This window comes from Shinella sp. 20P9.1.1, assembly GCF_057798995.1.
Map to the genome: position 1 here is coordinate 218,203 of NZ_JBYOLC010000008.1, position 26,363 is coordinate 244,565.

Sequence of the window (26,363 nt, forward strand, 5' to 3'; positions counted from 1 at the left end):
AGCCCCGCGTCCTGATCCACCTGAGGGCAAAGGCCGCGCCTTTTCGGGCGCTGGCCGCTTTTCGAGCAAGAGGCTCCAAAATGTCCTTTTCCTTCGACTTTGAACCGAAGCCACGGCGTCAATCCGTCGGCGTCGATGTCGGCGGCGTGCTTGTCGGCGGCGGTGCGCCCGTCGTCGTCCAGTCGATGACCAATACGGATACCGCCGATATCGACGGCACGGTGGCGCAGGTCGCCGCCCTGCATCGCGCCGGCTCCGAGATCGTGCGCATCACGGTCGACCGTGACGAGAGTGCCGCGGCCGTGCCGAAGATCCGCGAGCGCCTGGAGCGCCTCGGCCTCGACGTGCCGCTTGTCGGCGACTTCCACTATATCGGCCACAAGCTGCTCGCCGATCACCCGGCCTGCGCCGAGGCGCTGGCGAAATACCGTATCAATCCCGGCAATGTCGGCTTCAAGGAGAAGAAGGACCGGCAGTTCTCGGCCATCGTCGAGACGGCGATCCGTTACGACAAGCCGGTGCGCATCGGCGTCAACTGGGGTTCGCTCGACCAGGAACTGCTGACCCGGCTGATGGACGAGAACCAGGACAAGGGTTTTCCGCTGACGGCCCAGCAGGTGATGCGCGAGGCGATCTGCCAGTCGGCGCTGCTCTCGGCGGAGATGGCAGAGGAGATCGGCTTGCCGAGGAGCCGCATCATCCTCTCGGCAAAGGTCTCCGCCGTGCAGGACCTCATCGCCGTCTATGCGATGCTCTCCTCCCGCTCCGATCACGCGCTGCATCTCGGCCTCACCGAGGCGGGCATGGGAACCAAGGGCATCGTCGCTTCCTCCGCCTCGCTCGGCATTCTCATGCAGCAGGGCATCGGCGATACGATCCGCATCTCGCTGACGCCGGAGCCCGGCGGCGACCGCACCCGCGAGGTGCAGGTCGCGCAGGAACTGCTGCAGGTCATGGGCTTTCGCCAGTTCATTCCCGTCGTCGCTGCCTGTCCGGGTTGCGGACGCACGACCTCGACGGTCTTCCAGGAACTGGCGCAGAAAATTCAGGACGATATCCGCAAGAACATGCCGGTCTGGCGGGAAAAATATCCCGGCGTCGAAGGCCTCAAGGTCGCGGTCATGGGCTGCATCGTCAACGGTCCGGGCGAGAGCAAACATGCTGATATCGGCATTTCGCTTCCGGGCACGGGGGAACTGCCGATCGCGCCCGTCTATGTCGACGGCAAGAAGGCGATGACGCTGCGCGGCACCAATATTGCCGGTGAATTCGAGACGCTGGTCAACGACTATATCGAGAAGCGCTACGGACAGGGCCAGGCCGCTGCCGAATAATTAGAGGCGGGTCGTTAAAAGTTTGAACCCGGCGAAAGCGAAGAAGGCGGCCATGACGCCTTCGATGGCGCGGCGCGACTTCAGATAGGCGCGGTGCACAGGGCCAAGCGAGAAGACGAGCGCGAAGCCGAGGAAGACGCAGACCCCCAAAACCATGCAGCCGGCGATGAAGGTCGCCATGACGCCGCCCGGAGCGCCCGGCGGCATGCCGAGCGATGTCAGCATGATCCAGTTGAAGATCGCCTTGGGATTGGTGATGTGGATGCCGAGGCCCTTGAGGTATTGCCGGCGCGGCGAAAGAGTGGGCATCGCCGCCATCTGGGCGCGGTAGGTTTCCTCGCTCCTGCGGGCGGCGCGCCAGGCATTCCAGGCGAGCCATAGCAGATAGCAGCCGCCGACGATCTTCAGCACGATCAGCGCTTCGCCATAGGTGCGGATGAGCGCGGACAGGCCTGAGGCTGTCAGGATCGCCCAGATATAGGAGCCGGTCAGCACGCCGGAGGCGAGCGCAAGACCGGCGCGTCGTCCCTGACTGATCGAGGTGGCGATGATGGCGATGATCGCCGGCCCCGGCGAGGCCGTCGCGATGAAATAGGCCGTCCAGGCGACGGCGAGTTGCGGGAGATAGGGTGTAAGATCGGTCATGGTTCACCGCTTCTATGTCAGCGAACGATAATCGATCGGTTTTCCCGCTCCAAGCCGGAGAATTGCACCACATGTCCCTCTCATCCGGCCTTCCCAGGCCGAATGAGAAGAAGTTGTCCAAAAACCTCAGACGATCTCTTCGATCGCCGCAATCAGCCGGTCGCATTCGTCAGGCGTACCGATGGTGATGCGCAGGAAATCCGAGATGCGGGGCTTGGCGAAGTGGCGCACCAGCACGGCGCGGTCGCGCAGGCCCTTGGCGAGCGCCTCACCGCTATGGGCCGGGTGGCGGGCGAAGACGAAGTTCGCCTGCGAGGGCAGCACCTCGAAGCCACGCTGGCGCAACGCGCCTGTGACGCGCTCGCGGGTCTCGATGACCTTGCCCCGCGTCTCGTCGAACCAGGCGCGGTCGTCCACGGCGGCCGCCGCACCCGCCTGCGCGACGCGGTCGAGCGGATAGGAGTTGAAGCTGTCCTTGACGCGCTCCAGCGCATCGATCAGCGGGCGCTGGCCGATGGCATAGCCGACGCGCAGGCCGGCGAGCGAGCGGGATTTCGACAGCGTGTGCACGACAAGCAGGTTGTCGTACTTTTTCGTCAGCGGGATCGCGCTCTCGCCGCCGAAGTCGATATAGGCCTCGTCGATCACGACCGGCTGGTCCGGATGCTCGGCGACCAGCTTTTCGATGGCGGAAAGCGGCAGGCCGATGCCGGTCGGCGCATTCGGGTTCGGGATGATGATCGCGCCGCAGGGGCGGTCATAGTCCGTGAGATCGATGGTGAAATCGTCCTTCAGCGGAATCTCGACCGACATGATGCCGAACAGCCGGCAATAGGTCGGGTAGAAGCTGTAGGTGATATCGGGATAGGCGAGCGGCTTGTCGTGCTTGAGAAGTGCTACGAAGGCATGTGCCAGTACCTCGTCGGAACCGTTGCCGACGAAGACTTCGTCTGCATCGACGCCGTAGAAACGGGCGATCGATTGGCGCAGCGCCAGCGCCGAGGGGTCGGGATAGAGCTTCAGGCTATCGGCGACGGCGGCCTGCATGGCGGCGATCGCCTTGGGCGAGGGGCCATAGGGGTTTTCGTTGGTGTTGAGCTTGGTGAGGTTTTGAATGCGCGGCTGTTCACCTGCGACATAGGGCTTGAGCGTGGCGACGATCGGCGACCAGAATTTGCTCATGACGTCAGTTCCTGCGATTGGCAATGAAATGGGCGGTTTCTATCAGGATTCCGGCCCGATGGCTGAACGGCGCAAGAAGCGCCTCGGCCTCCGTCACAAGCGCCTGAAGGCGATCTTCCGCCCAGGCCTGGCCGCGGCGCGACACGAGCGTCGCCTTGCCGCGCTCGGCGTCCTTGCCCGTCGCCTTGCCCATGGTTGCGGCATCGGCGGTGAGATCGAGCAGATCGTCGGCGATCTGGAAGGCGAGGCCCACGGTCTCGCCATAGCGGCGCAGCGCCTGCCGTTCGTCTTCGGACGCGCCGGCGATGATCGCGCCGGCTTCGCAGGCGAAACGCAGGAGCGCGCCGGTCTTCATGGCCTGAAGCGTGACGATGCCGTCCTCGTCCGGTGCCGTTTTCTCCGCCGCCAGATCGAGCACTTGGCCACCGGCCATGCCGCCGATGCCAGCGGCGCGCGCCAGCGCCAGAATGAGCGCCGTCTTGGTGGCATCCGGCAGGCGTGTTTCTGGAGCCGCAACGATATCGAAGGCGAGCGTCAGCAGGCTGTCGCCGGCAAGGATAGCCGCCGCCTCGTCGAAGGCGATGTGCACGGTCGGCTGGCCGCGGCGCAGGTCGTCGTCGTCCATCGCCGGCAGGTCGTCGTGCACGAGCGAATAGCAGTGGATGCATTCGAGCGCCGCACCGATGCGCAGCGCCGTTTCGCGCGCAACATCGGGAAAGAGCGCTGCCGATTCGATGACGAGGAAGGGCCGCAGACGCTTGCCGCCGTTCAGCACGCCATGGCGCATGGCGGCCATCAGGCGTTCGGGGCGGGCGATCTCGTCCGGCTGCCTTTCGCCGGAAAGCAGGTCGGCCAGCAGCGTTTCCACCGCTTCGGCATTGCCCTTCAGGCGGGCCTGGAATTCCTGTTGACGTGCGCTCATGGCCGCTCTTTGGCATGGGTGTCCGGCCGAGGCAACGGGAAGGACGGGACGGCGGCAAAGAATCGCGGCGGAGCGCTGGTTTTTGGCAAGCCGGGACGGTATGAAGGCGCAGCGACGCAAGGATGGGCGCCGGCACTTGGACATCGTACCGGAAACACGGGTAGAGACGGATAATTCGGAGGCAGACGCCGGCGAAACGGAGGGTTGGATGACCCGCCTGCGCCGGAACTGGCGACGGATCGTCCTTGCCGTTCTCGCACTCGTTGCGCTGCCCTATGTGCTGATCGTGCTCTATGCGATCGATTTCATCCGCCCCGTCTCCACGCTGATGCTGCGCGATCTCGTGCTGCTGCGCGGCTATGACCGGCAATGGGTGGAATTCGAGGATATCTCGCCCACGCTCGTGCAATCGGTGATGATGTCCGAGGACGGGCAGTATTGCCGCCATGCCGGCGTCGACTGGGGCCAGATGCGCGCCGTTGTCAACGAGGCGCTGGCCGGCGAACAGACGCGCGGCGCAAGCACCATTCCCATGCAGACGGCCAAGAACCTGTTCCTGTGGAACGGCCGCTCCTTTGTGCGCAAGGCGATGGAATTGCCACTGGCGGTGGCGGCGGATTTCGTCTGGAGCAAACGCCGGCTGATGGAGATCTATCTCAACATCGCCGAATGGGGGCCGGGCATCTACGGCATCGAGGCTGCCGCCCAGCACCATTTCAAGGTGCCGGCCGCAAAGCTCTCGCGCCGCCAGGCCGCCCTTCTTGCCGTCTCGCTGCCCAATCCGATCGAGCGCAATGCTGGCAAGCCGGGGCGCGGGCTGCAACGGCTGGCGCGGCTCATCGAGCGGCGGGCGAGCGGTTCGGGTGATTATATCAAATGCCTTTATGACTGAGTTCAGGCCTTTTCATTGGTGCGGCCCTCGATGAAGCCGTAGGGTCCGGCGCTCGCAAGGAGCGTAAAATGTCAGACCTCATCCTCTATGTCGGCAACAAGAACTATTCCTCGTGGTCCTTCCGGCCGTGGATCGCGCTGGAGGGAGCGGGCGTGCCCTTCACCGACAGAGTGATTCCCTTCGACTTCGCCGCCGGCAACCCAAAGTTCCGCGACCTTTCGCCGACCGGCAAGGTGCCCGTGTTGCACCATGGTGCGGCTAGGGTCTGGGAATCGCTTGCCATCATCGAATATGTCGCCGAGCTTTTCCCGGAAAAAGGCCTCTGGCCCCAGGATGCGGCGGCCCGCGCCGAGGCGCGGTCGATCTCGATGGAAATGCTCTCGGGCTTCCGCGCCATCCGCAATGCCTGCCCGATGAACATCCGCCGCAAGCCAAGTGCCATCGACCTGCCCGACGGCGTGACGGACGACGTCGCGCGGATCGAGACGATCTGGAAGGATGCGCTGGTCCGCTCCGGCGGCCCCTTCCTGTTCGGCGGGTTTTCGGCGGCAGACGCGATGTATGCGCCCGTCGTCAACCGTTTCGAAGTGTATTGCCTGACGACGGACGAAACGGTACTGGCCTATATGGCGCGCATGAAGGCGCATCCGGCCTGGCGGAAATGGCAGGCGGCGGCGGAAGCCGAGCCGTGGATCGTGCCGGAAGACGAGGTCTGACGGCACGAGTCGAAAAAAACAGCACGAGGACTGGTCAAGCAGGCTTTTGCTGTGTATAAGCCGGCCAAATTTCCGAAATAACGACATGTCCTTGTCAGCCATTCGGTGGCGTGAGGATGTGTTTGCCCGATAAGTGGAGTTAGTGAAATGGCTGTACCGAAAAGAAAAACGAGCCCGTCCAAGCGCGGTATGCGCCGTTCCGCAGACGCTCTGAAGGGTTCGACCTACGTCGAAGACAAGAACTCGGGCGAACTGCGCCGTCCGCACCATATCGACCTGAAGACCGGCATGTACCGCGGTCGCCAGGTTCTGACGCCGAAGGAAAGCGCATAAGCGCTTTCGGCATCAGCTGAGATCAAGGCCTGGGATTTTCCCGGGCCTTTTCTTTTTGGTCCGGCCTTTCCGGTGCGTCGACATTTTCTTGTGCCGATTCTTCGGCTAAGACCATCCGAAGGCCGCCAGCCCGGCGGGTTATTCGGAGTTTTTTGCCGATGCTGTTTGCCATTCCGCTGCTGATCATTCCCTTCGCCCTCTACAACCTTGCCATGACCGGTCTCTTCGGCGATGGCGGCGTTGCCGTGCTCGACAGCGAGGTGATGGCGGTCAACATGCTCTCCGGCACGACCTGGACCATGGCCTTTGGCGACCTGCTCATCCTCGTCGCGCTGGTGCTGCTGTTCGTGGAGATCCTCAAGGCCACGCGGCCGGGCTCGCGCGCGCTGCTCGATCACATGCTGTCGATGGTGCTGTTCGTGGTGTTTCTCGTCGAATTCCTGCTGGTGCAGGGCGCGGCGACACAGATCTTCTTCATCCTGATGACGATCACGTTCATCGACGTCATCGCAGGTTTTGCGGTGTCGATCCGCACGGCGGGCCGCGACGTCTCCATCGGGCTTTGAGGCGGCGCGGGCTTCCCCGCGCCGATCCCGGCTTCTCAGCTCAGATTGTCGAGCTTCGTCTGGAGGGCGCGCAGCTGTTCCTTCAGTTCGTCGAGGTCCTTCGGCTCGGCCTTGCGCGTTTCCTTCGGCGGCGCGGCTGCGGCGAAGGGCGTGAACATCTTCATCGCCTGCTGGAAGAGTTCCGTGTTGCGCCGCGTCGTTTCCTCGATGAGCGCCATCGGCACCTGCAGGTTCTTGCCGAGCGGCGTGTCGCCCAGGGTCTTGTTGATCTGCTCGCGCATCTGCGCCTGCTGGTCCGTGAAGGCCTGCATGGAGTGCTCGAGATAGCTCGGCACGACCATCTGCATCTGGTCGCCGTAGTAGGAGATCAGCTGGCGCAGGAACGAGATCGGCAGAAGCGTGTTGCCGGTCTTGGATTCCTGCTCGAAAATGATCTGGGTGAGCACCGAATGGGTGATGTCCTCGCCGGATTTGGCGTCCTGCACGGTGAAGTCCTCGCCCTTCTTCACCATGACCGCGAGATCGTCGAGCGTCACATAGGTGCTCGTACCGGTGTTGTAGAGGCGCCGGTTCGCATATTTCTTGATGACGATCTGACCGTCGTTCCTGGCCATTAGGGTCTCCTCATCCCCGTATTTCCATTTCTTTTTTGGTCGGCGAGAGTATCCGCAAAAAGACCGCGGCTGACAATCGAATTGTGCGATGCGGCGAGGAATGCTGCGCAACATGGATTTTCATGCTGCATGTCACGGGCATGAAATTTTAGCGAGGCCGGATATCCTGTTTGACTCTCCCCCTTCGCTTTGCCAGTTTTGATTTCGGGAGAACCGCCGGCTCGCGCCGTTCGTGCGCCGGGCCGGTTCCAAGACCGACCACCCGGTCGCAGAATTGAGGAAGCACACCATGAGCACCCCGTCCATCGTCATCGCCAGCGCCGCCCGCACCGCGGTCGGGTCCTTCAACGGAGCCTTCGCCAATACGCCCGCCCACGAACTCGGGGCGACGGTCATTTCGGCGGTTCTGGAGCGCGCGGGTGTTGCGGCGGGCGAGGTGAACGAGGTGATCCTCGGCCAGGTGCTGCAGGCCGGCGAAGGCCAGAACCCGGCCCGCCAGGCCGCCATGAAGGCCGGCCTGTCGCAGGAAGCGACGGCCTGGGGCATGAACCAGCTCTGCGGCTCGGGGCTTCGCGCGGTGGCGCTCGGCATGCAGCAGATCGCCACCGGCGACGCCGACATCATCGTGGCTGGCGGCATGGAATCCATGTCGCTTGCGCCGCATTGCGCGCATCTGCGCGGCGGCGTGAAGATGGGCGATTTCAAGATGGTCGATACGATGATCAAGGATGGCCTGACCGACGCCTTCTACGGCTACCACATGGGCACGACGGCCGAAAACGTCGCCAAGCAGTGGCAGCTGTCGCGCGACGAGCAGGACGCCTTCGCCGTCGCTTCGCAGAACAAGGCCGAGGCCGCCCAGAAGGACGGCCGCTTCAAGGACGAGATCGTTCCCTTCATCGTCAAGGGCCGCAAGGGCGACGTGAGCGTCGACGCCGACGAATATATCCGCCATGGCGCAACGCTCGATTCCATGGCCAAGCTTCGTCCGGCTTTCGACAAGGAAGGCACCGTGACGGCTGGCAACGCCTCGGGCCTCAATGACGGTGCCGCAGCAGCCCTCCTGATGAGCGAGGCTGAGGCCTCGCGCCGCGGCATCCAGCCGCTCGGCCGCATCGTGTCCTGGGCGACCGTCGGCGTCGATCCCAAGGTCATGGGCACCGGCCCGATCCCGGCCTCGCGCAAAGCGCTCGAGCGCGCCGGCTGGAAGATCGGCGATCTCGACCTCGTGGAAGCCAATGAGGCCTTCGCGGCGCAGGCCTGCGCGGTCAACAAGGATCTCGGCTGGAATCCCGATATCGTCAACGTCAACGGCGGCGCCATCGCCATCGGTCACCCGATCGGTGCATCCGGCGCCCGCATCCTCAACACGCTCCTCTTCGAGATGAAGCGTCGCGGCGCCAAGAAGGGCCTCGCCACGCTCTGCATCGGCGGTGGCATGGGCGTGGCGATGTGCGTCGAGAGCCTCTGAGCAACCCCCGCAAAAGCGCTTAGCGGTTTTGCGGAAACGCTCTGATCATCGACTGACATTCTGCTTTGCCATGACCTGCCGCCGGCGGGGCGACGGGTCGACTCAAAAAAACAGACTAGGGGAGTGAGCCACATGAGCAGGGTAGCATTGGTAACTGGGGGATCGCGCGGCATCGGTGCCGCCATTTCGGTGGCGCTGAAGGCGGCGGGATACAAGGTAGCTGCAAGTTATGCCGGCAATGACGACGCCGCCAACGCCTTCAAGGCGGAGACCGGCATCCCCGTCTACAAGTGGGACGTGGCGAGCTACGAATCCTGCGTCGAGGGTATCGCCAAGGTGGAGGCCGATCTCGGCCCCGTCGAAATCCTCGTCAACAATGCCGGCATTACCAAGGATGCGATGTTCCACAAGATGACGCCCGACCAGTGGGGCGCCGTCATCAACACCAACCTGACCGGTCTGTTCAATATGACCCATCCGGTCTGGTCCGGCATGCGTGACCGCAGCTTCGGCCGCGTCATCAACATCTCCTCGATCAACGGCCAGAAGGGCCAGATGGGCCAGGCGAACTATTCTGCCGCCAAGGCCGGCGACCTCGGTTTCACCAAGGCGCTCGCCCAGGAGGGTGCCGCCAAGGGCATTACGGTCAACGCCATCTGCCCCGGCTATATCGGCACGGAAATGGTGCGCGCCATCCCGGAAAAGGTGCTGAACGAGCGGATCATCCCGCAGATCCCGGTCGGCCGCCTCGGCGAACCGGAAGAGATCGCCCGGGTGGTCGTCTTCCTCGCCTCCGACGATGCCGGTTTCATCACCGGCTCGACGATTTCGGCAAACGGCGGCCAGTTCTTCGTTTGACCGCATTGTCCGGCTAGGGAACACGGCGCCTTCGGGCGCCGTTTTCATGTGGTAGGATGCGAAAAAGCGAGGGCGCCATGAAACAGGAAAAGCTTGACGAAGCCGCCATTTCCGAAGCGCTTGATGGCCTGGAGGGCTGGGCCCGGTCGGACGACGGCATCGCCATCGAGAAGACCTTCAAGTTCAAGTCGTTCCGTGAGGCCTTCGGCTTCATGACCGAGGCGGCGCTGGCGGCGGAAAAATTCAATCACCACCCCGAATGGTTCAATGTCTACAACCGCGTCGACGTCCGCCTGACGAACCACGATGCGGGCGGCCTGACCGAGGTCGACGTCAAGATGGCGACCGCCATGGAGAAGGCGGCGGCGTTTCGCACGAAGAGTTGAAGCGACGTGAAGACATCCCCATATGTTTCCGCGCCGGGCTTTGCCGGCGCTGCCACCTGAAGCATTGCAGCAAAAGTGCGAAGCGGTTTTGCGCCCGCAAATGCGCAAAAACCACAAGGGAGGCCTTGAATGGATGATGTGAAGATCGGCGAGATTCTGCTGCCGGGCGACAAGGACGAGCAGGCGCGCCAGGAAACCCGCATCAAGAAGCGGTTCTGGCCCGTGTTGAAGCGCGCAATGCGGCAGGTGCCGTTCTCCCGCGATCTCGTCGCCTCTTACTATTGCGCGCTCGATCCACGCACGCCGACCAAGGTCCGCGGTATCCTCTTGGCAGCACTTGCTTATTTCGTGCTGCCGCTCGACGGCATCCCGGATTTCTTCGCGCTCGTCGGCTTTTCAGACGACATCGCGGTGCTGACGGCCGCCTTCGCCGCCATCCGCGGTCACATCCGCGAAGACCACTATATTTCCGCCGACAAGGCGCTTGAGGACGAGCCGGAAATGCAGCCTGCGGGCTAGTGCGGTTGTGGCAGTCTGGCCCGCACTCTCGCGGGTCAAATTCTTGCCCTAATCGTTCTGCCATTAGTGGGTTTCGACGGGGTCTATCTCACCAAATGGGGACTGCGGACGCTCAGCCCTTGCGGCAAGGGCAGCGGCGGTTTTCAACGCAAATTTGTCCCGGTGCGGCACGGAAGACCTTCGGAAATTAGGTGCATGTTGACGGTTTGGTAACCTGAATTAAGTCAAAATGAACCAAATCGTCATCATGCAGGCCGACACCGGCGTGGCAGGCATCTGCCTTCGGCCGGCAATCACTGGCAAGACAACCGGCAGGAAAACATGTTCGTAAGAAAGCTCGCAACCGCACTCGCCCTCGTCATCGCGACCGCAGGCGTTGCCTCGGCCCAGTCGCCGACGCGCATTCAGCAGTTCAACGCCTGGGGTGCCTATTCGTACCAGGCGAATGGCGGCAAGGTCTGCTACGTTCTGTCCGTGCCGAAGGAAAAGACGCCCCCCGGCGTCGATCACGGCGATGTCTTCTTCCTCGTCTCGCAGCGTCCCGGCCAGAACATCAGCTACGAGCCGCAGGCGATGATGGGCTACCCGCTGCAGGAGAACTCCAAGGTCAACGTCGTCATCGACGGCCGCACCTTCGTGATGTTCACCAAGGGCAATTCGGCCTGGGTGGAAAACGCCGCCGAGGAGCCGGCGCTCGTCAACGCCATGAAGACGGGCAAGGACATGCAGGTGCAGGCGAAGTCGCGCCGCGGCACGGGCACGGCCTATTCCTACTCGCTGTCGGGCATCTCGGCCGCGCTGAAGCAGATCGAAAAGTGCCGCTGAGGCACGCGAAATTCACAACGGAAAGGCCGGCGCGATGCCGGCCTTTTTCGTTTCAAGGCTGGAATTATCCATGAAAACCCTTCTTCTGCTGCGACACGCAAAATCCGCCTGGCCCGACGGCGTCGCCGATCACTACCGGCCGCTTGCCGAGCGTGGTCGCCGCGATGCGCCGCGCATGGGTGCCTATATGGCCGAGATGGGTCTCGAGCCGGATTTCGCGCTGGTCTCGTCGGCGCGGCGAACGCAGGAAACCTGGGCGCTGGTCGCGCCGGCGCTTGGCAAGGACTGCCCGTCGCAGACCGTCGCTTCGATCTATGAGGCGGAGCCGGGTGCGATCCTTGCGGCCATCTATGCGGCGCCGCAGGAGTGCGGCATATTGCTCGTCATCGGCCACAATCCGGGTTTCGAGGATCTGGCGGTGTTGCTGGCATCGGAAGGCGACGCGGATACGCTTGCGCGCCTCAGGGCGAAATATCCGACCGCGGGGCTGGCGGTGATCCGCTTCGATGAGGAGCGCTGGGCCGATGTCGCGCCCGGTGCCGGGCGGCTTGCCGCCTTCGTGACGCCGAAGAGCCTACCGTAACCGGCGGGATCAGCCGGTCTTAGCCGGCGTGCCCAGCGCCTTTTCGATCGCTGGGTAGAGGCCGTTTTTGAGGCTCTTGTCGTCGAACGGTCCGACGCGCTTGTAGAGGATCGTCCCGTCCGGGCCGACGAGATAGCTTTCCGGAATGCCGTAGACGCCCCAGTCGATCGCCATTTTTCCCACGGGATCGAGGCCGATGGCGGAGAAGGGATTGCCGAGCTCGCCGAGGAAGCGCAGCGCATTCTCCGCGCCGTCCTTGTAGTTCACGCCGACGACCGTGAGGCGCGGATCCTTGGAAAGCTGGAGGATAACAGGATGCTCCTGTCGGCAGGGCACGCACCAGGAGGCCCAGAAATTGACGAGCGTCAGCTTGCCCTTGCCGATGTCCTTGGTCAGCGCCGGGACGGGCACGCCATCCCTGATAGCACCGGCCAGCGGATCGAGGTCGCGGAAGGGCGCCTTGGTGCCGATCAGCGCCGAGGGGATTTCCGAGATATCGCGGCCGGAATTGAGCTGCGTCCAGAAGATCAGCGCGAGGCCCAAAAAAATCGCCAGCGGCAGCGCGGCGAGGATGAGGCGCGTGCGCGTGCCCGCACCTTCGGCATTGCCTTCGCTCTCGCTCATCGGGTTTCCTCTGGTCGCGCCGAGCGGCGGCGGATGCCGGCGGCTTCCAGCCGTTCCAGTTCGCGATGGCGGCCGCGATGGTCGATGAAGACCCAGCCGATGAGGCCGAAGGTGATGGCGAAGGCGGCGATATAGGAGGCCGTGACGTAGAAGGTGTGGCTCATGCTGCATCTCCGGCCGAGCGGGCGGCATGGCGGCGCAGCACGGCGATGCGGCGACGCAGGATTTCGTTGCGCATCGCCAGGATATGCAGCGTGAAGAACAGCATGGTGAAGGCAATCGCCATCACCAGGAGCGGCCACAGGAATTCCGGATCGATGGTCGGGCCGCCCATGCGCACGACGCTTGCCGGCTGGTGCAGCGTATTCCACCATTCGACGGAAAACTTGATGATGGGGATGTTGACGAAGCCGACGAGGATGAGCACGGCGCTGACCTTCGCGGCGCGCGTCGGGTCGTCCATGGCGCGGTTGAGGGCGATCAGGCCGAGATACATCAGGAAGAGCACGAAGACCGAGGTCAGCCGCGCATCCCACACCCACCAGGTGCCCCACATCGGCTTGCCCCAGAGCGAGCCGGTGATGAGCGCGACGAGCGTGAAGCTCGCGCCGATAGGGGCTGCGGCCTTGGCCGAGACATCGGCGAGCGGATGGCGCCAGACGAGCGTGCCGAGTGCCGACAGCGCCATGACCGTGTAGCACATCATCGAGAGCCAGGCGGCCGGCACATGCACATACATGATGCGCACCGTCTCGCCCTGCTGGTAATCGCCCGTGGTCGTGAAGGAGAGGTAGATACCCACAGCGAACAGACAGAGCGTCAGCCCGGCAAGCCACGGCCAGACGGTGGCGACCAGCGCCAGAAACCGCGTCGGGTTGGCGAGATCGCTGAATTTGCGGATGGCAAGGCTCGGTTCGCTCATGATGGTTCTTTAACGCGGAAGCCCGCCGGCTTCAATTGATCTGCCGCAATCACATTTGTGTCAGTCGCTGGAAAGGCGAAGTGCCGCAGCCGCCGCGACGGGGCCGATGACGGCGAAGAACAGGTTGAGCGCGACGAGGATGAGGAACGGCGGCAGGAAGGGCGCCGGCTCCTGGATCGCCGCATAGACGGCGCTGACGCCGAAGATCAGCACGGGTATGGCGAGCGGCAGCACGAGGATAGAGACGAGCAGCCCGCCGCGCGGCAGCGCGACGGCAATGCCTGCCCCCACCGCGCCGATGAAGGTGATGGCGGGCGTACCGGCTAGAAGCGTCAATGTCGTTGCGCCGATCGCCACCTCGTCCATGTTCATGAAGAGGCCGAGCAGTGGCGAGGCGATGACCAGCGGCAGGCCGGTCGCGATCCAGTGCGCGACGCATTTGACGAAGACCGTCAGCACCAGCGGAGTTTCCTGCATCAGCAGCAGGTCGAGCGAACCATCCTCGCGCTCGGCCTGGAACAGCCGGTCGAGGCCGAGCAGCGAGGCAAGCAAAGCGCCGATCCAGAGGATCGCGGGACCGATGCGCGCGAGAAGATTGAGATCCGGCCCGACGCCGAAGGGGATGACGGCAACGACGGTCATGAAGAACAGCACGCCGATCAAGGCGCCGCCGCCGGCGCGGACGGAGAGTTTGAGGTCGCGGGCGAGGAGGGCGATCATGCGCTGGTCTCCGGGCAGAGGAGGGGAGCCACAAGCAAGGCCATCACCAAACCTCCTCCATCACCCCGGCAAACCCCGTCATTCTAAGTTCCTTCACCCCTTCCAGCCCCAGCGGCTGATGTGTCGCGGCAATCGCTATGCCACCGCGCGCAAGATGGGCGGTGACGAGGCCGGCGAACATCTCCTCGGCGGCGGCATCGAGCGCCGCGGTCGGCTCGTCGAGAATCCAGACGGGGCGCCAGGCGACGAGGAGCTTGGCCATGGCCATGCGGCGCTGCTGGCCGGCGGAGAGATAGCCGAAGGGGAGATGGAGAATACCGCCGAGGCCGACCGATTCGGCCGCCTCATCGACGGAGGCGCCGGTGCCGCCGGCGAAATCGCCCAGAAAGGCCTTCCAGAATGCGAGATTCTCCTCGACGCTCAGTTCGCGCTTCATCGCATTGCGATGGCCGAGATAGTGTGCGGCCTCGCTCAGGCGCTCCACCGGTTGCGCTGCAGCAAGGAGTTTTATCGTGCCCTTTTCGGCCGGCAGGAGGCCGGCCAGAACGCGCAGCAGGGTGGACTTGCCGGAGCCGTTCGGCCCCTTCACGACCAGCGCTTCGCCGCTGGCGATTTCAAGGGAAATGTCCTGGAAAATCAGGTCTTCGCCGCGCCTGGCGCTCAACCCTTCGGCGACGAGCCGCATGACTGTTCACTTTCCCTTTACGACCTTGGTCGCAACGCAAAAAAATTGTCCCGATTTGCCCTTTGGCGCTCTGGAACGTTTCTTAGAAATTATCTATAACCCCCGCAACACGCCAGCGGTCGGCGTGAATTTCATCCAAGCGCCGAACCGGAATGAATTCCGCGTGCGGACAGCGGAAATGACCGCACCCGCATCCCATAACGCGCTTCAACAGCGCACGGGCGTTCGTACGTCAGATTTCTGGCGCCAGACGAGACGGGGTATCAAGTGTCCAAATCCCTAGACAGTTTCAATTGTCGTTCGACCCTCACGGTCAATGGCACCGACTACGTATATTACAGCCTGCCCAAGGCCGAAGCGAACGGGCTTACCGGCGTCTCGAAGCTGCCCTACTCGATGAAGGTGCTTCTTGAGAACCTGCTGCGCTTCGAGGACGGCCGCTCGGTCACCAAGGAGCAGATCCTGTCTGTCGTCGACTGGCTGACCAACAAGGGCACGGTCGAAAACGAGATCGCCTATCGCCCGGCGCGCGTGCTGATGCAGGACTTCACCGGCGTTCCCGCCGTCGTCGATCTCGCGGCCATGCGCGACGCTATGGTGTCGCTCGGCGGTGATCCGGAAAAGATCAACCCGCTCGTTCCCGTCGACCTCGTCATCGACCACTCCGTCATCGTCGACGAATTCGGCACGCCGACCGCCTTTGCCCGCAATGTCGAGCTGGAATACCAGCGCAACGGCGAGCGCTACCGCTTCCTCAAGTGGGGCCAGCAGGCGTTCCAGAACTTCCGCGTCGTTCCCCCGGGCACCGGCATCTGTCATCAGGTCAATCTGGAATATCTGGGCCAGACGGTCTGGACCAAGGAAGAAGACGGCGAGATCATCGCCTACCCGGATACCTGCGTGGGCACGGACAGCCACACGACGATGATCAACGGCCTTGGCGTTCTCGGCTGGGGCGTGGGCGGCATCGAGGCGGAAGCCGCCATGCTCGGCCAGCCGGTCTCCATGCTGCTGCCGGAGGTCATCGGCTTCAAGCTGACCGGCAAGCTCAAGGAAGGTGTGACCGCGACCGACCTCGTGCTGATGGTCGTGCAGATGCTGCGCAAGAAGGGCGTGGTCTCGAAGTTCGTCGAATTCTTCGGCCCCGGTCTCGACAACATGACGCTCGCCGACCGTGCGACGATCGGCAATATGGGCCCGGAATACGGCGCGACCTGCGGCTTCTTCCCGGTCGATGGCGAAACCGTCAACTACCTCACCATGTCCGGCCGCGAAGAACAGCGCATCGCGCTGGTCGAAGCCTATTCGAAGGCGCAGGGCATGTGGCGTGACAATGACGGGTCCGACCTCGTCTTCACCGACACGCTCGAACTCGACCTCGGCGCCGTCGTGCCCGCCATGGCCGGCCCGAAGCGTCCGGAAGGTCGTATCCCGCTGGAAAACATTGCGTCGGGTTTCGCCGGCTCGATGGACACCGATTACAAGAAGCCGGGCCAGCTGACCAACCGCTACCCGGTCGAAGGCACCGACTACGATCTCGGCCATGGCGACGTCGCCATCGCCGCCATCACGTCCTGCACCAACACGTCCAACCCGTCGGTCCTCATCGCCGCCGGCCTTCTCGCCCGCAACGCGGTCGCCAAGGGCCTGAAGACCAAGCCGTGGGTCAAGACGTCGCTGGCGCCGGGATCGCAGGTCGTCGGTGAATACCTTGCCAAGTCGGGTCTCCAGGCTGATCTGGACAAGCTCGGCTTCAACCTCGTCGGCTTCGGCTGCACGACCTGCATCGGCAATTCCGGCCCGCTGCCGGCGCCGATCTCCAAGACGATCAACGACAAGGGCCTGATTGCTGCCGGCGTTCTCTCCGGCAACCGCAACTTCGAAGGCCGCATCTCGCCTGATGTCCAGGCGAACTACCTCGCCTCGCCGCCGCTCGTCGTGGCCTATGCGCTCGCCGGTTCGGTCCAGAAGGACCTGACGACGGAGCCGCTCGGCGAAGACCAGGACGGCAACCCGGTCTATCTCAAGGACATCTGGCCGACCTCGCAGGAAATCCAGGAATTCATCCTGAAATACGTCACCCGCGCGCTCTATGCCGCGAAATATGCCGACGTGTTCAAGGGCGACGAGAACTGGCAGGCCGTGCAGGTTCCCGAGGGACAGACCTATGCCTGGGACGACAAGTCGACCTATGTGCAGAACCCGCCCTACTTCGTCGGCATGGGTAAGACCGGCTCGGGCCTGAAGAACATCGAGGGTGCACGCGTCCTCGGCCTGTTCGGCGACAAGATCACCACCGACCATATTTCTCCAGCCGGTTCGATCAAGGCCGCCTCGCCGGCCGGTGCCTACCTCACCGATAACGGCGTTGCGGTGGCAGACTTCAACCAGTACGGCACGCGCCGCGGCAACCATGAAGTCATGATGCGCGGCACTTTCGCCAACATCCGCATCCGCAACCACATGCTCGGCCCGAACGGAAAGGAAGGTGGCTACACCATCCATTACCCGACCAAGGAAGAGCTTTCGATCTACGATGCGGCCATGAAGTACAAGGCCGAGGGCGTTCCGCTCGTCATCTTCGCCGGCGTCGAATACGGCAATGGCTCGTCGCGCGACTGGGCGGCCAAGGGCACCAACCTGCTCGGCGTCAAGGCCGTGGTGGCACAGTCCTTCGAGCGCATCCACCGCTCCAACCTCGTCGGCATGGGCATCGTGCCCTTCGTCTTCGAGGACGGCACGACCTGGGCCTCGCTCGACCTCAAGGGCGACGAGATCGTCACGATCGAGGGCCTGGAAGGCGACATCAAGCCGCGCGAGAAGAAGATCGCCAAGATCACCTACTCCGACGGCACGGTGAAGGACGTTCCGCTGCTCTGCCGCATCGATACGCTCGACGAGGTTACCTACATGAACAACGGCGGCATCCTGCAAACCGTTCTTCGCGACCTCGCCGCCTGATCTCTATCGGCGTGAAATCCTGAATGCCGGGGCCTTTGGCTCCGGCATTTCCCGTTCTTGGGCAAAAAAAATCTCACTCCATCGTGACTTCCTGTTGAAGCGGCAAGGGCGTATGAGGCTTCAAAAGGCCGGCCTTTGCCGGCGCTTCATTGGAAATGATCATGCCGAGACTGTATAGACCGGAATGTCTGGCGATCCTGCTGATGCTCGGGGCCAGCACCGCTGCCGCCGAGGAAGGCCTCAAGCCCAAGGGCGTCGTCGAGCTTTTCACCAGCCAGGGCTGTTCGTCCTGCCCGCCGGCCGACAAGGCGCTGGAGCAGCTTGCCCGCGAGGGCAAGGTCGTGGCGCTCTCCTACCATGTCGATTACTGGAATTATCTCGGCTGGACCGACACGCTGGCCTCCAAGGACAATACCGACCGGCAATATGCCTATGCCCGCATGTTCGGCCGCAATGGCGTCTACACGCCCCAGGCCGTGCTGAACGGCCGCGAACACATCAACGGCGCCGACATTTCCGGCATCCGCAACCGCATGGAAACGATGCCCGCCGAGGGCAAGGGCCTCGACGTGCCCGTCGATGTCGAGGTGAAGAACGACGAGCTGCGCATCCGCGTCGGCGCGGGCGAGGGCAAGGCCAATATCCTGATCGCCTATTTCGAGCGCGAGCGCACGATCAACATCGATACCGGCGAAAACCGCGGCAAGACGATCAACTACTGGCACGCCGTCACCGACATGGAGACGATCGGCATGTGGGAAGGCAAGGAGACGAACCTGGTGCTTCCCGCCGATATGCTGAAGAAGAAAAAGAAATCCGGCGGCTGCGCCATCCTGTTGCAGCGCATGAAGACGGCAGATACGCCGGGTGCCATTCTGGGCGCGACGGTGCTGACCGGAGAAAAAGCGACCCGATAACCTCCCCTTTTGGGGGAGATCCGGTCCGGCTTCTTCGAGGGGCTGGGGCTTGAGGGTTCGAAGGAGACGGACCGGACCGGGACGAAGTTGCCGGCAACGGAATACAGGGCAACCTCGACAGACGCTCGCCGGATCGGCCGGTTTCCGCGGGAAGCGGATGGCCGGGACAGGCGGCGACGGGCGAACTCTCTCTTTAAATTTGGGCGTCTGTTTGTCTGAAATGCGGCAGGACGGATTTTTGCGAAATCGCAAATCCGGCGCCTTGCCTTGTCCCTCAGCCTTGCATTTCATCTCCGGTCAGGCACACTGTCACCGTGCCGTCACAGAAAAGGTGCGGAGATTCGATGACTGATCAGCCGGATTTGCAGGCGTCCGATGTCGTGGTCGACCTCAGGGAATACAGGAGCAGCAAGGATCCGCTGCCCGTGACCTTTCATCGACGCGAGCTCGATGCGATCCTCTGGGTCTATGGTCGCATGGTCGGCGAGGGTGAGTGGCGCGACTATGCCATCGACCATATGCGCGACAAGGCCGTCTTCTCCGTCTTCAAACGCTCCGGCGAAATGCCGCTCTACCGCATTGAGAAGGATCCGAAGCTCGCCGCCAAGCAGGGCGCCTACAGCGTCGTCAACCAGCATGGCACGATCCTCAAGCGCGGCCATGAGTTGAAGCAGGTGCTGAAGGTCTTCGACAAGGTCCTGCGTCTCATTGAGACATGAGCGCCTCACGGGCAGCGTGACCTCAGTGCTGTCATATCTCTACCCACAAACAAAAACCCCGCCTGAAACGGCGGGGTTTCGCATTCGGTCATCCGACTGTCCGTCTTAGTCGCGGTTTCCGAGGAAACGCAGCAGGAAGAGAAAGAGGTTGATGAAGTCGAGGTAGAGCGTCAGCGCACCCATGATGGCCTTGCGGCCGGCCACGGTGGCGTCGTCTGCTTCGAAATACATTTCCTTGATCTTCTGCGTATCCCAGGCCGTCAGGCCGGCGAAGACCAGCACGCCGATCGCGGAGATCGCGAAGTCGAGCGCCGACGACTGCAGGAACAGGTTGACGAGCGAGGCGATGATCAGGCCGAACAGACCCATCACCAGGAACGAGCCCATCGCGGACAGGTCCCGCTTCGTCGTGTAGCCGAACAGCGACAGGGCGCCGAATGCGGCGGCCGAGACGAAGAAGGTCTGCGCGATGCTGGCGCCCGTGTAGATCAGGAAGATCGACGACAGCGACAGGCCCATCAGGCCGGCATAGACCCAGAAGGTCGCCTGCGCGGCCGAAACGCTCATCGTGTGGATGCGGAAGCTCAGGAAGAAGACCAGTGCGAGCGGGGCGAGCATGACAACCCACTTCAGCGGGCTGAGGTAGATCGCCTGGCCGAACGCGGTCAGCTGGCCATCGGCGATCGCAGCCTGCGAGGCGAAATACGCCACGAGACCGGTGATCGCGAGACCGAAGGCCATGAGATTGTAGACCCGCAGCATGTAGCTGCGCAGGCCCTGGTCAATGACGGCGCCGGCCTGGGCGCCGGCCGTTGCCGTTCGGGTCTGGTAGTTGCGGAGATCAGCCATGTTTTCCTCTTGGTCAAAGCCCCAAATGTGTACGGTGTCGGGCACCCGCTTATTCGCTCCGTTGCCGGAACATCGTCGGGATCCAGGCAACCGCTGTGGGCTCCAGCTTGCCTGACGTAAATATGCGCATGAATTGTGTCTCGCACAAGACCCGCGACCCTGACGGGAGGCCGCAGGCCTATGATTCTACAGCTCGCGCAGCACCGGTGCTGCCTTCTGTCCCAGAATGCGCCAGGTGCCGGCAAGGCCGATCCCGACGGTCATGACGAGGGCCGTCACCACCGTCATCACGGCGACATCGGGCAGGAAGCTCGACGGCAGCTTCATGATTGTGCTCACCACGAACCACGCCGCCACACCGCCGGCCAGAAGCGCGAAGATGGCGGTGGCCAGCCCGAGCATCAGATATTCGTAGCTGAAGGCGCGGATGAGCGTCGCCCGCGTCGCGCCCAGCGTCTTCAGGACGACGGCATCGTGCACGCGCGCCCGGTTGCCGGCCGCAAGCGCACCGGCCAGCACAAGCACGGAGGCGATGAGCGCCACCGCCGCCGCCGCGCGGATGGCGGTCGCAAGCTGCCCGACCAGTTCGTTGACCACATCGAGCGCATCCTTGACGCGCACCGTGGTGATCGTCGGAAAGGCGTTGGTGACGGCTTTCAGCGTTGCGGCCTCCTGCTCGGCGCTGGCCTTGGGGTCGATCATCGTCGCCAGCCAGGCATGCGGCGCGCCGGCAAAGGTGTTGGGCGAGAAGACCATGACGAAGTTGATCGACAGCGATTCCCACTCGACGGTGCGGAAATTGGCGATGCGCGCCGTGATGTTGCGGCCGAGTACGTTGACGGTCACGGTGTCGCCGATCTTCAGGCCGAGTTCCTTGCCCTCTTCGGCGGCGAAAGAGACGAGCGGTTCGCCGGTGTAATCCTCCGGCCACCATTCGCCCTCGGCGAGCGTCGAGTTTTCCGGCACGCGCTTGGCATAGGTGATGCCGCGGTCGCCGCGCAGCACCCATTGCCCGCCCTGGGGAACCTTGACCTTGGCGACATCGACGCCGTTCAGCTCCATCACCCGGCCGCGCAGCATCGGCACCTCGATGATCTTGCCGTCGGGCATGTTGCTTTTCAGCACGTCACGGAAACCGTCGAGCTCGCTGCCCTGGATATCGACGAAGAAGAAATTCGGCGCCCGCTCCGGCAGGTTGCCGGTGAGTTCGCGGCGCAGGTTCCCATCGATCAGCGTCAGCGTGACGAGCAGCGCAAGGCCGAGGCCGAGCGACAGCACGACGGAGGCGGTGAGTGCGCCGGGGCGGTGGATATTGCCGATGGCAAGTCGTAGCGACGGCGAATTGACGCGCGGGCTACGCCGCGCCAGCATCGTGATCAGCATGGCGACGACGCGCAGCACGACGAAGGCGATGGCGATCGCGCCGAGGAAGACCATGGCGATATAGCGGTCATAGGCCGTGACGATGGCAAGGCCGGCGAGCGCGGCCAGAAACACCGCCGCGCCCAGCAGGTATGGCCAGCTCGGTAAACGGCTTTTCTGGAAACCCTGCTCGCGGAACAGCGCCGTCGCCGGCACTTCGCGGGCATGGCCGAGCGGTAGGATGGCAAACGCCAGCGCCGTCAGCAGGCCGAAGACAGCCGCGAGCAGCAAGGCTGAGGGATAGAGCGTGGTTTCCGCCGGCACCGGCAGCACGCCGTCGAGGAAGCGCATCGCGACCATCGGCATCAGCGCGCCGGCAACGAGGCCAATGGCGATGCCGACAGCGGCGATCAGCGCGATCTGCGTGAGATAGATAAGCGCCACCAGCGAGGCCGGTGCACCCAGGCACTTGAAGGTGGCGATGACAGCGCGTTTGGAATCGAGATAGGCCCGCACGGCATTCGCCACACCGACGCCGCCGACGATCAGAGCGGTGAGGCCGACCAGCGTCAGGAACTGCGAGAAGCGGGTGATGTTGGCCGTCAGCGAGGGCGCGGCGCTGTTCGATGTGCGGATCGACCAGCCGGCCTTCGGAAACGCCTTGTTGGCATCGGCGCGGACCTTGGAGAGCGACAGGCTCTGGTCGGCAAGCCGCACGCGATAGGCGTTTTCGACGAGGCTGCCGGTCTGCACCAGGCCGCTCGCCGTCAGCGCGTCTTCCGACAGCATCAGGCGCGGCGCGAAGCCGAAGCCTTCGGAAACGGAATCAGGCTCGCGCACCAGCGTCGCGGTGATCTTCAGCTTCGCCGTGCCGAGCAGCACCTCATCGCCGATGGCGACGCCGAGACGGTCGAGCAGCAGGGGTGCTACGACCGCGCCATAGGCGTCACCCTGCTTGGCGAAGAGCTCAGCGCTCGGCTGCTGCGGCGCGGTCTCCAGCGTGCCGTAAAGTGGATAGGCGCCGTCGACACCCTTGGCCTCGACCAGCGTCTGGTCCGATCCGTCGGGCAGGCGCGCCATGGAGCGCAGACCGGAGGACAGGGAAACATCGCCCAGCGACTGGAAATGTTTCAGCTCGTCCGGCGTCGCAAAACGGTTGTTGAACTCGAAGCGCACATCGCCCGCCAGCAGCGATTGCCCCTGCGAGGCGATCGCCTGGGTGATGGCGCTCGAGACCGAATTGACGCCGGCGATCGCCGCCGTGCCGAGCGCGATACAGGCGAGGAAAATGTAAAAGCCCTTCAGCCCGCCGCGCATCTCGCGCAGCGCCAGGCGAAAGGCCAGTGGAAACTGCCGCAGGATCCCACCGATCCTCATGCCGGCACCGCCTGTGCCGTGATGCGCATAGGGGCCGCACCGGAAACGATCTCGCCGGAGCGCATGGCGACCTGCCGGCCGCAGCGGGCGGCAAGCGAGGGATCATGTGTCACCAGCACCAGCGTCGTGCCGCGCTCGGCCTGCTTGGAAAAGAGCAGGTCGGCGATCTGCCTTCCGGTCTCGGTGTCGAGATTGCCGGTCGGCTCGTCGGCGATCAGCAGTTTTGGCGCAGGCGCGAGCGCACGGGCGATCGCCACGCGCTGCTGTTCGCCGCCGGAAAGCTGGCCGGGATAATGCGACAGGCGCTCGCCGAGCCCGACGGCCGTCAGCTCGCGCCGGGCGATCTCGAAGGCATCGCGCACATTGGCGAGTTCCAAGGGCACCGCGACGTTTTCCAGCGCCGTCATGTTGGGAATGAGATGAAAGGACTGGAAGACGATGCCGATGTTGCGGCCGCGGAAATCCGCCACCTGATCCTCGTTCATGCCATGCAGGCCCGCACCGTCGATGTGGATTTCGCCGCTGTCCAGCCGCTCCAGCCCGGCCAGTACCATCAGAAGCGTTGACTTGCCGGAGCCCGAGGGCCCGACGATGCCGACCGATTCACCCGCATCGATGACAAGGTCGATCCCTTTCAGCACATGGACGGACGCGGCGGCCTGTCCGAGAGTGAGATCGGCTTTTTTCAGGTCGATGATGGTTTTGGCCAAGGAATTCTGCCCTATATGGGAGGGATAAACTGGAATACCGGCAATCTAGGATCAGCATCATGTCGTTTAAAGCGGCGCTCGGCTTTTTCATCTCACTTGCAATCACAGCTTTGTTATCCGCAGGTTCGGCCTTTGCGGAGCCGATCAAGCTCGTCGGCTTTGGCGACAGCCTGATGGCCGGCTACCAGCTGCCCGCATCCGATGCGTTTCCGGTGAAGCTGGAGGCCGCGCTGAAGGCCAAGGGTTACGACGTCGAGATCGCCAATGCCGGCGTGTCCGGCGATACCAGTTCCGGCGGTCTTGCCCGGCTCGACTGGTCGGTGCCTGATGGTACGAAGGGCGTCATCCTCGAACTCGGCGCCAATGATGCGCTGCGCGGCATCGCGCCGGAGGAGACGGAGAAGAACATCGACGCCATGCTGACGCGGCTGAAGGAGCGCGGCATCGCCGTTCTGCTCGCCGGCATGCTCGCGCCGCCCAATATGGGCGCGGACTACGAGAAGCGCTTCAACGGCATCTACCAGCGCATGGCCGAAAAGCACGGTGTTGCGCTCTATCCGTTCTTTCTGGATGGCGTCGCCGCCCAGGCCGACCTGCAGATCGACGACGGCATGCATCCCAATCCGGCCGGTGTCGATGTGATGGTCGCGAAGATCCTGCCGACGGCGGAGGCCTTTCTCAAGGCGGTCACGGCCGGGGAATAGTTTTTGCGGGTGCGAAATAAGGGTTGCCTAAAAAGGCGCCGCATGATTCGCTGACACTACTTTCCAGTCGGGAGAAGTCGCCATGCCGAGACTTTTCGTTGCCCTCGAAGTGCCGCGCACCGCGGCGATGAGCCTCTCGCTTCTGAGAGGCGGCCTTCCCGGAGCCCGCTGGATCGACGTCGAGAATTTCCACATCACCTTGCGTTTCATCGGCGATATCGACGGCCGCACTGCCGACGAGGTGGTCGACAGGCTCGATCGTATCGAGCGGCCCGAATTCCAGCTCAGCCTCTCTGGCATGGGCTCTTTCGGCTCGAAGAAGCCGCATGCCATCTATGCCGGCGTCACCCAGGCGCCGGAAATGTATGCTCTTCAGGCGGAAATCGAACGCATCTGCCAGCGCCTCGGCCTGCCGGCCGATCCGCGCAAATTCACCCCCCACGTGACGCTGGCCCGCCTGCGCAACGTCCGCCCCGAGGATGTCGCCCACTACCTCACCGGCCGCGGCAATTTCTACACCAGTCCCTTCACGGTGAACCGCTTCGTGCTGATGTCCTCGAAGGAATCGGTCGGCGGCGGGCCGTATCTGACGGAAGAGGTGTTTCCATTGTACGAGACCGGCGGTAGCTGGGATGGTGTTGGGATAGAACATCCCGCTTAACATCTTAGATATTAAACGCAGGGTATTTCCATCAAGCATCTTCTGCTGTGCTAAAGTAGATATGACATGCTGCAGATCAGCGATGCGTCCGCAGTTTTTTCCGATTGTTACGGATTTTACCGCTGGAGGCGGAACTCTAAAGCGGATTTTTTATTCCCTGTAACGCGAGTAGTGTGTAGGAATATCGCCTTCTAATCGCAGAGAGGCGAGGCATGCCAGAGGTTATTGACTTGAGTAGGCACGAATTCTCCATTGCCTACACGGGCGCTGGTCGAGAAGACGACCATTCCATTAACGTCGACACGCTAGCGCCGGCGCTATTGGCTTTTGGAAAATTAATGCGAGAAGCAAATGCTGAGTTCAATGGAAAGAAGGCAAAAGCAAATGTTTTTGTCGTTTCTGACTTTGAGCATAAATGCTTCAATATCAATTTTGAATTAGTACTGGGATTTTACGAGCAAATTAGGAATTTTTTACACCTTGATGGCGTTGAGGATGCAAAAAATCTTCTAGAGTGGGTCGGAATTCTTGGTGCCCCACCAAGCCTAGGCTTAACTAGCTATTTGGGCTATCTAAAATGGAAAAAAAGGCCGAAAGACGATTGAGGCTAGCGAAGTGCGAGATGAGAGCGGCGCCGGAACCGTAACTGTTCGAATCGAAGGCGAAAAAAATCCCATAACGATCCACCAAACAGTTTATAATCTTTCAGTAAATCCTCGGGCCTTGCGTGCAACTAGAGACGCTTTTCTTCCTGTAGGTCACGACGGGTTTGATAGTGTTGAAGTGAGAGAAGGAGCCAGGTTGGTGGAAACAATCAACCCGGTGGAAATTGAGAATATAGTCGCCTCTTGCTCGGCCGGAATTGCTGAATCAAAGGAAACAGCACCAAACGTCGATGTGACGACGGCTTGGATGAGTGTGTATTCACCCGTTTACGATGAGGATGCCAGCAGCTGGCGATTTAGGCTTGGAACCGAAGTTATATATGCGGACATCTCGGAAACTTCCATAGCCCATGACGCATTGGAGCGAGGTGGCGCTCTAACAGATGATACATACCAAGTAAAACTTGAAATTACCGTGGATGTCGATGAAAAAGGCTCTGTAGCTAGACCCCGATACAAGGTGCTTGAAGTTCTTCGTTTTGTCGCAGCGGAGCCGCGATCCAGACAATCTTCTCTAAAATTGGAACCCGAGGTCGAGGGCAGAGAGCAACAAAAAGAATCAAAAGAGAGCGGTGAAGCAGGTTAACCATCTGACTTTCACCTCCCCCCTTGCCATTCCCCGCCCCGATGGGCATCTGTTG

Annotated in this window: 30 protein-coding genes; 18 read left to right on the plus strand and 12 right to left on the minus strand. The window is 62.7% G+C overall.

The window, feature by feature from the left end:
* Window positions 1-80: 80 nt before the first annotated feature.
* Window positions 81-1,334, plus strand: a complete 1,254-nt coding sequence (gene ispG, locus AC27VQ_RS15920; RefSeq protein ID WP_488717018.1) for a flavodoxin-dependent (E)-4-hydroxy-3-methylbut-2-enyl-diphosphate synthase — start codon at window positions 81-83, stop codon at window positions 1,332-1,334.
* Here the strand turns inward: ispG and AC27VQ_RS15925 are convergent, their stop codons facing one another.
* The 3 genes from AC27VQ_RS15925 to AC27VQ_RS15935 all read right to left on the minus strand — a co-directional run bounded on the left by AC27VQ_RS15925 (window position 1,335) and on the right by AC27VQ_RS15935 (window position 4,083).
* On the minus strand, window positions 1,335-1,979 hold the full coding sequence (locus AC27VQ_RS15925; protein WP_488717019.1) for a LysE family translocator: 645 nt from the start codon (window positions 1,977-1,979) through the stop codon (window positions 1,335-1,337). It abuts the gene before it with no gap.
* A 126-nt stretch (window positions 1,980-2,105) separates the two neighbouring features.
* Window positions 2,106-3,161 (minus strand): histidinol-phosphate transaminase, encoded by a 1,056-nt coding sequence (gene hisC / locus AC27VQ_RS15930; protein ID WP_488717020.1) that lies wholly within the window; start codon window positions 3,159-3,161, stop codon window positions 2,106-2,108.
* Window positions 3,162-3,165: 4 nt separating this feature from the next.
* A complete protein-coding gene (locus AC27VQ_RS15935) occupies window positions 3,166-4,083 on the minus strand; it encodes a polyprenyl synthetase family protein (protein ID WP_488717021.1) in 918 nt (305 codons plus the stop codon).
* 136 nt (window positions 4,084-4,219) lie between these two features.
* On the opposite strand from AC27VQ_RS15935, the gene mtgA reads away from it, so the two are divergent.
* The 4 genes from mtgA to AC27VQ_RS15955 all read left to right on the plus strand — a co-directional run bounded on the left by mtgA (window position 4,220) and on the right by AC27VQ_RS15955 (window position 6,590).
* Entirely contained in the window at window positions 4,220-4,975 is a 756-nt protein-coding gene (gene mtgA, locus AC27VQ_RS15940) for a monofunctional biosynthetic peptidoglycan transglycosylase (RefSeq protein ID WP_488717022.1), read from the plus strand.
* Window positions 4,976-5,043: 68 nt separating this feature from the next.
* Window positions 5,044-5,691 carry a glutathione S-transferase family protein gene (locus tag AC27VQ_RS15945; RefSeq protein ID WP_488717023.1) on the plus strand — a complete coding sequence of 216 codons (648 nt, stop codon included), beginning with the start codon at window positions 5,044-5,046 and terminating at the stop codon, window positions 5,689-5,691.
* Between the two features lie 147 nt (window positions 5,692-5,838).
* A complete protein-coding gene (rpmF, locus tag AC27VQ_RS15950; RefSeq protein ID WP_024271259.1) occupies window positions 5,839-6,024 on the plus strand; it encodes a 50S ribosomal protein L32 in 186 nt (61 codons plus the stop codon).
* Window positions 6,025-6,182: 158 nt separating this feature from the next.
* Complete coding sequence (locus AC27VQ_RS15955; RefSeq protein ID WP_313527472.1) at window positions 6,183-6,590, plus strand: hypothetical protein; 408 nt, start codon at window positions 6,183-6,185, stop codon at window positions 6,588-6,590.
* 35 nt (window positions 6,591-6,625) lie between these two features.
* On the opposite strand, the gene phaR is transcribed toward AC27VQ_RS15955, so the two are convergent.
* Window positions 6,626-7,204: a polyhydroxyalkanoate synthesis repressor PhaR gene (gene phaR / locus AC27VQ_RS15960; RefSeq protein ID WP_117371305.1), complete on the minus strand. Its 579-nt coding sequence runs from the start codon at window positions 7,202-7,204 to the stop codon at window positions 6,626-6,628.
* Between the two features lie 289 nt (window positions 7,205-7,493).
* Between phaR and AC27VQ_RS15965 the strand changes: the two genes are divergently transcribed.
* The 6 genes from AC27VQ_RS15965 to AC27VQ_RS15990 all read left to right on the plus strand — a co-directional run bounded on the left by AC27VQ_RS15965 (window position 7,494) and on the right by AC27VQ_RS15990 (window position 11,846).
* Window positions 7,494-8,675 carry an acetyl-CoA C-acetyltransferase gene (locus tag AC27VQ_RS15965; protein ID WP_488717024.1) on the plus strand — a complete coding sequence of 394 codons (1,182 nt, stop codon included), beginning with the start codon at window positions 7,494-7,496 and terminating at the stop codon, window positions 8,673-8,675.
* A 132-nt stretch (window positions 8,676-8,807) separates the two neighbouring features.
* Window positions 8,808-9,533 (plus strand): beta-ketoacyl-ACP reductase, encoded by a 726-nt coding sequence (locus AC27VQ_RS15970; RefSeq protein ID WP_313527479.1) that lies wholly within the window; start codon window positions 8,808-8,810, stop codon window positions 9,531-9,533.
* A gap of 77 nt (window positions 9,534-9,610) precedes the next feature.
* A complete protein-coding gene (locus AC27VQ_RS15975) occupies window positions 9,611-9,919 on the plus strand; it encodes a 4a-hydroxytetrahydrobiopterin dehydratase (protein ID WP_488717025.1) in 309 nt (102 codons plus the stop codon).
* Window positions 9,920-10,048: 129 nt separating this feature from the next.
* Window positions 10,049-10,438 carry a YkvA family protein gene (locus AC27VQ_RS15980; RefSeq protein WP_488717026.1) on the plus strand — a complete coding sequence of 130 codons (390 nt, stop codon included), beginning with the start codon at window positions 10,049-10,051 and terminating at the stop codon, window positions 10,436-10,438.
* Between the two features lie 321 nt (window positions 10,439-10,759).
* Window positions 10,760-11,263: an invasion associated locus B family protein gene (locus tag AC27VQ_RS15985; protein WP_313527485.1), complete on the plus strand. Its 504-nt coding sequence runs from the start codon at window positions 10,760-10,762 to the stop codon at window positions 11,261-11,263.
* 70 nt (window positions 11,264-11,333) lie between these two features.
* Window positions 11,334-11,846, plus strand: a complete 513-nt coding sequence (locus tag AC27VQ_RS15990; RefSeq protein ID WP_488717027.1) for a SixA phosphatase family protein — start codon at window positions 11,334-11,336, stop codon at window positions 11,844-11,846.
* A gap of 9 nt (window positions 11,847-11,855) precedes the next feature.
* On the opposite strand, the gene AC27VQ_RS15995 is transcribed toward AC27VQ_RS15990, so the two are convergent.
* The 5 genes from AC27VQ_RS15995 to ccmA are packed head-to-tail and all read right to left on the minus strand — an operon-like array spanning window position 11,856 to window position 14,797.
* Window positions 11,856-12,470 carry a DsbE family thiol:disulfide interchange protein gene (locus tag AC27VQ_RS15995; protein WP_313527489.1) on the minus strand — a complete coding sequence of 205 codons (615 nt, stop codon included), beginning with the start codon at window positions 12,468-12,470 and terminating at the stop codon, window positions 11,856-11,858.
* Window positions 12,467-12,634, minus strand: coding sequence for a heme exporter protein CcmD (ccmD, locus tag AC27VQ_RS16000; protein ID WP_488717028.1), 168 nt, complete (start codon window positions 12,632-12,634; stop codon window positions 12,467-12,469). The genes AC27VQ_RS15995 and ccmD overlap by 4 nt, the downstream gene beginning before the upstream one ends.
* Window positions 12,631-13,392, minus strand: coding sequence for a heme ABC transporter permease (locus AC27VQ_RS16005; RefSeq protein WP_488717029.1), 762 nt, complete (start codon window positions 13,390-13,392; stop codon window positions 12,631-12,633). Before AC27VQ_RS16005 ends, ccmD begins: the two co-directional genes overlap by 4 nt.
* Window positions 13,393-13,452: 60 nt before the next feature.
* Window positions 13,453-14,112, minus strand: coding sequence for a heme exporter protein CcmB (gene ccmB / locus AC27VQ_RS16010; RefSeq protein WP_488717030.1), 660 nt, complete (start codon window positions 14,110-14,112; stop codon window positions 13,453-13,455).
* A gap of 43 nt (window positions 14,113-14,155) precedes the next feature.
* Window positions 14,156-14,797: a heme ABC exporter ATP-binding protein CcmA gene (gene ccmA / locus AC27VQ_RS16015; protein ID WP_488717031.1), complete on the minus strand. Its 642-nt coding sequence runs from the start codon at window positions 14,795-14,797 to the stop codon at window positions 14,156-14,158.
* Window positions 14,798-15,064: 267 nt separating this feature from the next.
* Here ccmA and acnA point away from each other — a divergent pair, with 267 nt between their 5' ends.
* The 3 genes from acnA (at window position 15,065) to AC27VQ_RS16030 (ending at window position 19,394) form a co-directional block, all read left to right on the plus strand.
* Complete coding sequence (acnA, locus tag AC27VQ_RS16020) at window positions 15,065-17,758, plus strand: aconitate hydratase AcnA (RefSeq protein ID WP_488717032.1); 2,694 nt, start codon at window positions 15,065-15,067, stop codon at window positions 17,756-17,758.
* A 203-nt stretch (window positions 17,759-17,961) separates the two neighbouring features.
* Window positions 17,962-18,675 carry a DUF1223 domain-containing protein gene (locus AC27VQ_RS16025; RefSeq protein ID WP_488717067.1) on the plus strand — a complete coding sequence of 238 codons (714 nt, stop codon included), beginning with the start codon at window positions 17,962-17,964 and terminating at the stop codon, window positions 18,673-18,675.
* A gap of 344 nt (window positions 18,676-19,019) precedes the next feature.
* The gene (locus AC27VQ_RS16030; protein ID WP_313527503.1) at window positions 19,020-19,394 is read left to right on the plus strand and encodes a DUF2794 domain-containing protein; all 375 of its coding nucleotides are present in this window, start codon (window positions 19,020-19,022) and stop codon (window positions 19,392-19,394) included.
* Between the two features lie 105 nt (window positions 19,395-19,499).
* On the opposite strand, the gene AC27VQ_RS16035 is transcribed toward AC27VQ_RS16030, so the two are convergent.
* The 3 genes from AC27VQ_RS16035 to AC27VQ_RS16045 all read right to left on the minus strand — a co-directional run bounded on the left by AC27VQ_RS16035 (window position 19,500) and on the right by AC27VQ_RS16045 (window position 23,692).
* Window positions 19,500-20,243: a Bax inhibitor-1/YccA family protein gene (locus AC27VQ_RS16035; RefSeq protein WP_313527505.1), complete on the minus strand. Its 744-nt coding sequence runs from the start codon at window positions 20,241-20,243 to the stop codon at window positions 19,500-19,502.
* Between the two features lie 186 nt (window positions 20,244-20,429).
* Complete coding sequence (locus tag AC27VQ_RS16040; protein WP_488717033.1) at window positions 20,430-22,982, minus strand: ABC transporter permease; 2,553 nt, start codon at window positions 22,980-22,982, stop codon at window positions 20,430-20,432.
* Window positions 22,979-23,692, minus strand: a complete 714-nt coding sequence (locus AC27VQ_RS16045) for an ABC transporter ATP-binding protein (protein ID WP_488717034.1) — start codon at window positions 23,690-23,692, stop codon at window positions 22,979-22,981. Before AC27VQ_RS16045 ends, AC27VQ_RS16040 begins: the two co-directional genes overlap by 4 nt.
* Before the next feature lie 59 nt (window positions 23,693-23,751).
* Between AC27VQ_RS16045 and AC27VQ_RS16050 the strand changes: the two genes are divergently transcribed.
* The 4 genes from AC27VQ_RS16050 (at window position 23,752) to AC27VQ_RS16065 (ending at window position 26,308) form a co-directional block, all read left to right on the plus strand.
* Complete coding sequence (locus AC27VQ_RS16050; RefSeq protein ID WP_488717035.1) at window positions 23,752-24,396, plus strand: arylesterase; 645 nt, start codon at window positions 23,752-23,754, stop codon at window positions 24,394-24,396.
* Window positions 24,397-24,478: 82 nt separating this feature from the next.
* Complete coding sequence (gene thpR / locus AC27VQ_RS16055) at window positions 24,479-25,057, plus strand: RNA 2',3'-cyclic phosphodiesterase (protein ID WP_488717036.1); 579 nt, start codon at window positions 24,479-24,481, stop codon at window positions 25,055-25,057.
* Between the two features lie 212 nt (window positions 25,058-25,269).
* Window positions 25,270-25,662, plus strand: a complete 393-nt coding sequence (locus tag AC27VQ_RS16060; protein ID WP_488717037.1) for an LAPAL motif-containing putative phage structural protein — start codon at window positions 25,270-25,272, stop codon at window positions 25,660-25,662.
* Window positions 25,663-25,672: 10 nt separating this feature from the next.
* Entirely contained in the window at window positions 25,673-26,308 is a 636-nt protein-coding gene (locus AC27VQ_RS16065) for an LAPAL motif-containing putative phage structural protein (protein ID WP_488717038.1), read from the plus strand.
* The last annotated feature ends 55 nt before the right edge of the window (window positions 26,309-26,363 follow it).

Bases quoted from the DNA above. Each gene is read 5' to 3' on its own strand.
- AC27VQ_RS16025 (WP_488717067.1), top strand. From the start codon at position 17,962: ATGCTCGGGGCCAGCACCGCTGCCGCCGAGGAAGGCCTCAAGCCCAAG.
- AC27VQ_RS16060 (WP_488717037.1), top strand. From the start codon at position 25,270: ATGCCAGAGGTTATTGACTTGAGTAGGCACGAATTCTCCATTGCCTAC.
- AC27VQ_RS16050 (WP_488717035.1), top strand. From the start codon at position 23,752: ATGTCGTTTAAAGCGGCGCTCGGCTTTTTCATCTCACTTGCAATCACA.
- ccmD (WP_488717028.1), bottom strand. From the start codon at position 12,634: ATGAGCCACACCTTCTACGTCACGGCCTCCTATATCGCCGCCTTCGCC.
- AC27VQ_RS15975 (WP_488717025.1), top strand. From the start codon at position 9,611: ATGAAACAGGAAAAGCTTGACGAAGCCGCCATTTCCGAAGCGCTTGAT.
- phaR (WP_117371305.1), bottom strand. From the start codon at position 7,204: ATGGCCAGGAACGACGGTCAGATCGTCATCAAGAAATATGCGAACCGG.
- AC27VQ_RS15985 (WP_313527485.1), top strand. From the start codon at position 10,760: ATGTTCGTAAGAAAGCTCGCAACCGCACTCGCCCTCGTCATCGCGACC.
- AC27VQ_RS15970 (WP_313527479.1), top strand. From the start codon at position 8,808: ATGAGCAGGGTAGCATTGGTAACTGGGGGATCGCGCGGCATCGGTGCC.
- AC27VQ_RS16005 (WP_488717029.1), bottom strand. From the start codon at position 13,392: ATGAGCGAACCGAGCCTTGCCATCCGCAAATTCAGCGATCTCGCCAAC.
- ispG (WP_488717018.1), top strand. From the start codon at position 81: ATGTCCTTTTCCTTCGACTTTGAACCGAAGCCACGGCGTCAATCCGTC.
- AC27VQ_RS15955 (WP_313527472.1), top strand. From the start codon at position 6,183: ATGCTGTTTGCCATTCCGCTGCTGATCATTCCCTTCGCCCTCTACAAC.
- ccmA (WP_488717031.1), bottom strand. From the start codon at position 14,797: ATGCGGCTCGTCGCCGAAGGGTTGAGCGCCAGGCGCGGCGAAGACCTG.
- AC27VQ_RS15945 (WP_488717023.1), top strand. From the start codon at position 5,044: ATGTCAGACCTCATCCTCTATGTCGGCAACAAGAACTATTCCTCGTGG.
- AC27VQ_RS15965 (WP_488717024.1), top strand. From the start codon at position 7,494: ATGAGCACCCCGTCCATCGTCATCGCCAGCGCCGCCCGCACCGCGGTC.
- AC27VQ_RS15925 (WP_488717019.1), bottom strand. From the start codon at position 1,979: ATGACCGATCTTACACCCTATCTCCCGCAACTCGCCGTCGCCTGGACG.
- AC27VQ_RS15935 (WP_488717021.1), bottom strand. From the start codon at position 4,083: ATGAGCGCACGTCAACAGGAATTCCAGGCCCGCCTGAAGGGCAATGCC.
- ccmB (WP_488717030.1), bottom strand. From the start codon at position 14,112: ATGATCGCCCTCCTCGCCCGCGACCTCAAACTCTCCGTCCGCGCCGGC.
- hisC (WP_488717020.1), bottom strand. From the start codon at position 3,161: ATGAGCAAATTCTGGTCGCCGATCGTCGCCACGCTCAAGCCCTATGTC.
- rpmF (WP_024271259.1), top strand. From the start codon at position 5,839: ATGGCTGTACCGAAAAGAAAAACGAGCCCGTCCAAGCGCGGTATGCGC.
- thpR (WP_488717036.1), top strand. From the start codon at position 24,479: ATGCCGAGACTTTTCGTTGCCCTCGAAGTGCCGCGCACCGCGGCGATG.
- AC27VQ_RS16035 (WP_313527505.1), bottom strand. From the start codon at position 20,243: ATGGCTGATCTCCGCAACTACCAGACCCGAACGGCAACGGCCGGCGCC.
- AC27VQ_RS15990 (WP_488717027.1), top strand. From the start codon at position 11,334: ATGAAAACCCTTCTTCTGCTGCGACACGCAAAATCCGCCTGGCCCGAC.
- AC27VQ_RS15980 (WP_488717026.1), top strand. From the start codon at position 10,049: ATGGATGATGTGAAGATCGGCGAGATTCTGCTGCCGGGCGACAAGGAC.
- AC27VQ_RS15995 (WP_313527489.1), bottom strand. From the start codon at position 12,470: ATGAGCGAGAGCGAAGGCAATGCCGAAGGTGCGGGCACGCGCACGCGC.
- AC27VQ_RS16030 (WP_313527503.1), top strand. From the start codon at position 19,020: ATGACTGATCAGCCGGATTTGCAGGCGTCCGATGTCGTGGTCGACCTC.
- AC27VQ_RS16040 (WP_488717033.1), bottom strand. From the start codon at position 22,982: ATGAGGATCGGTGGGATCCTGCGGCAGTTTCCACTGGCCTTTCGCCTG.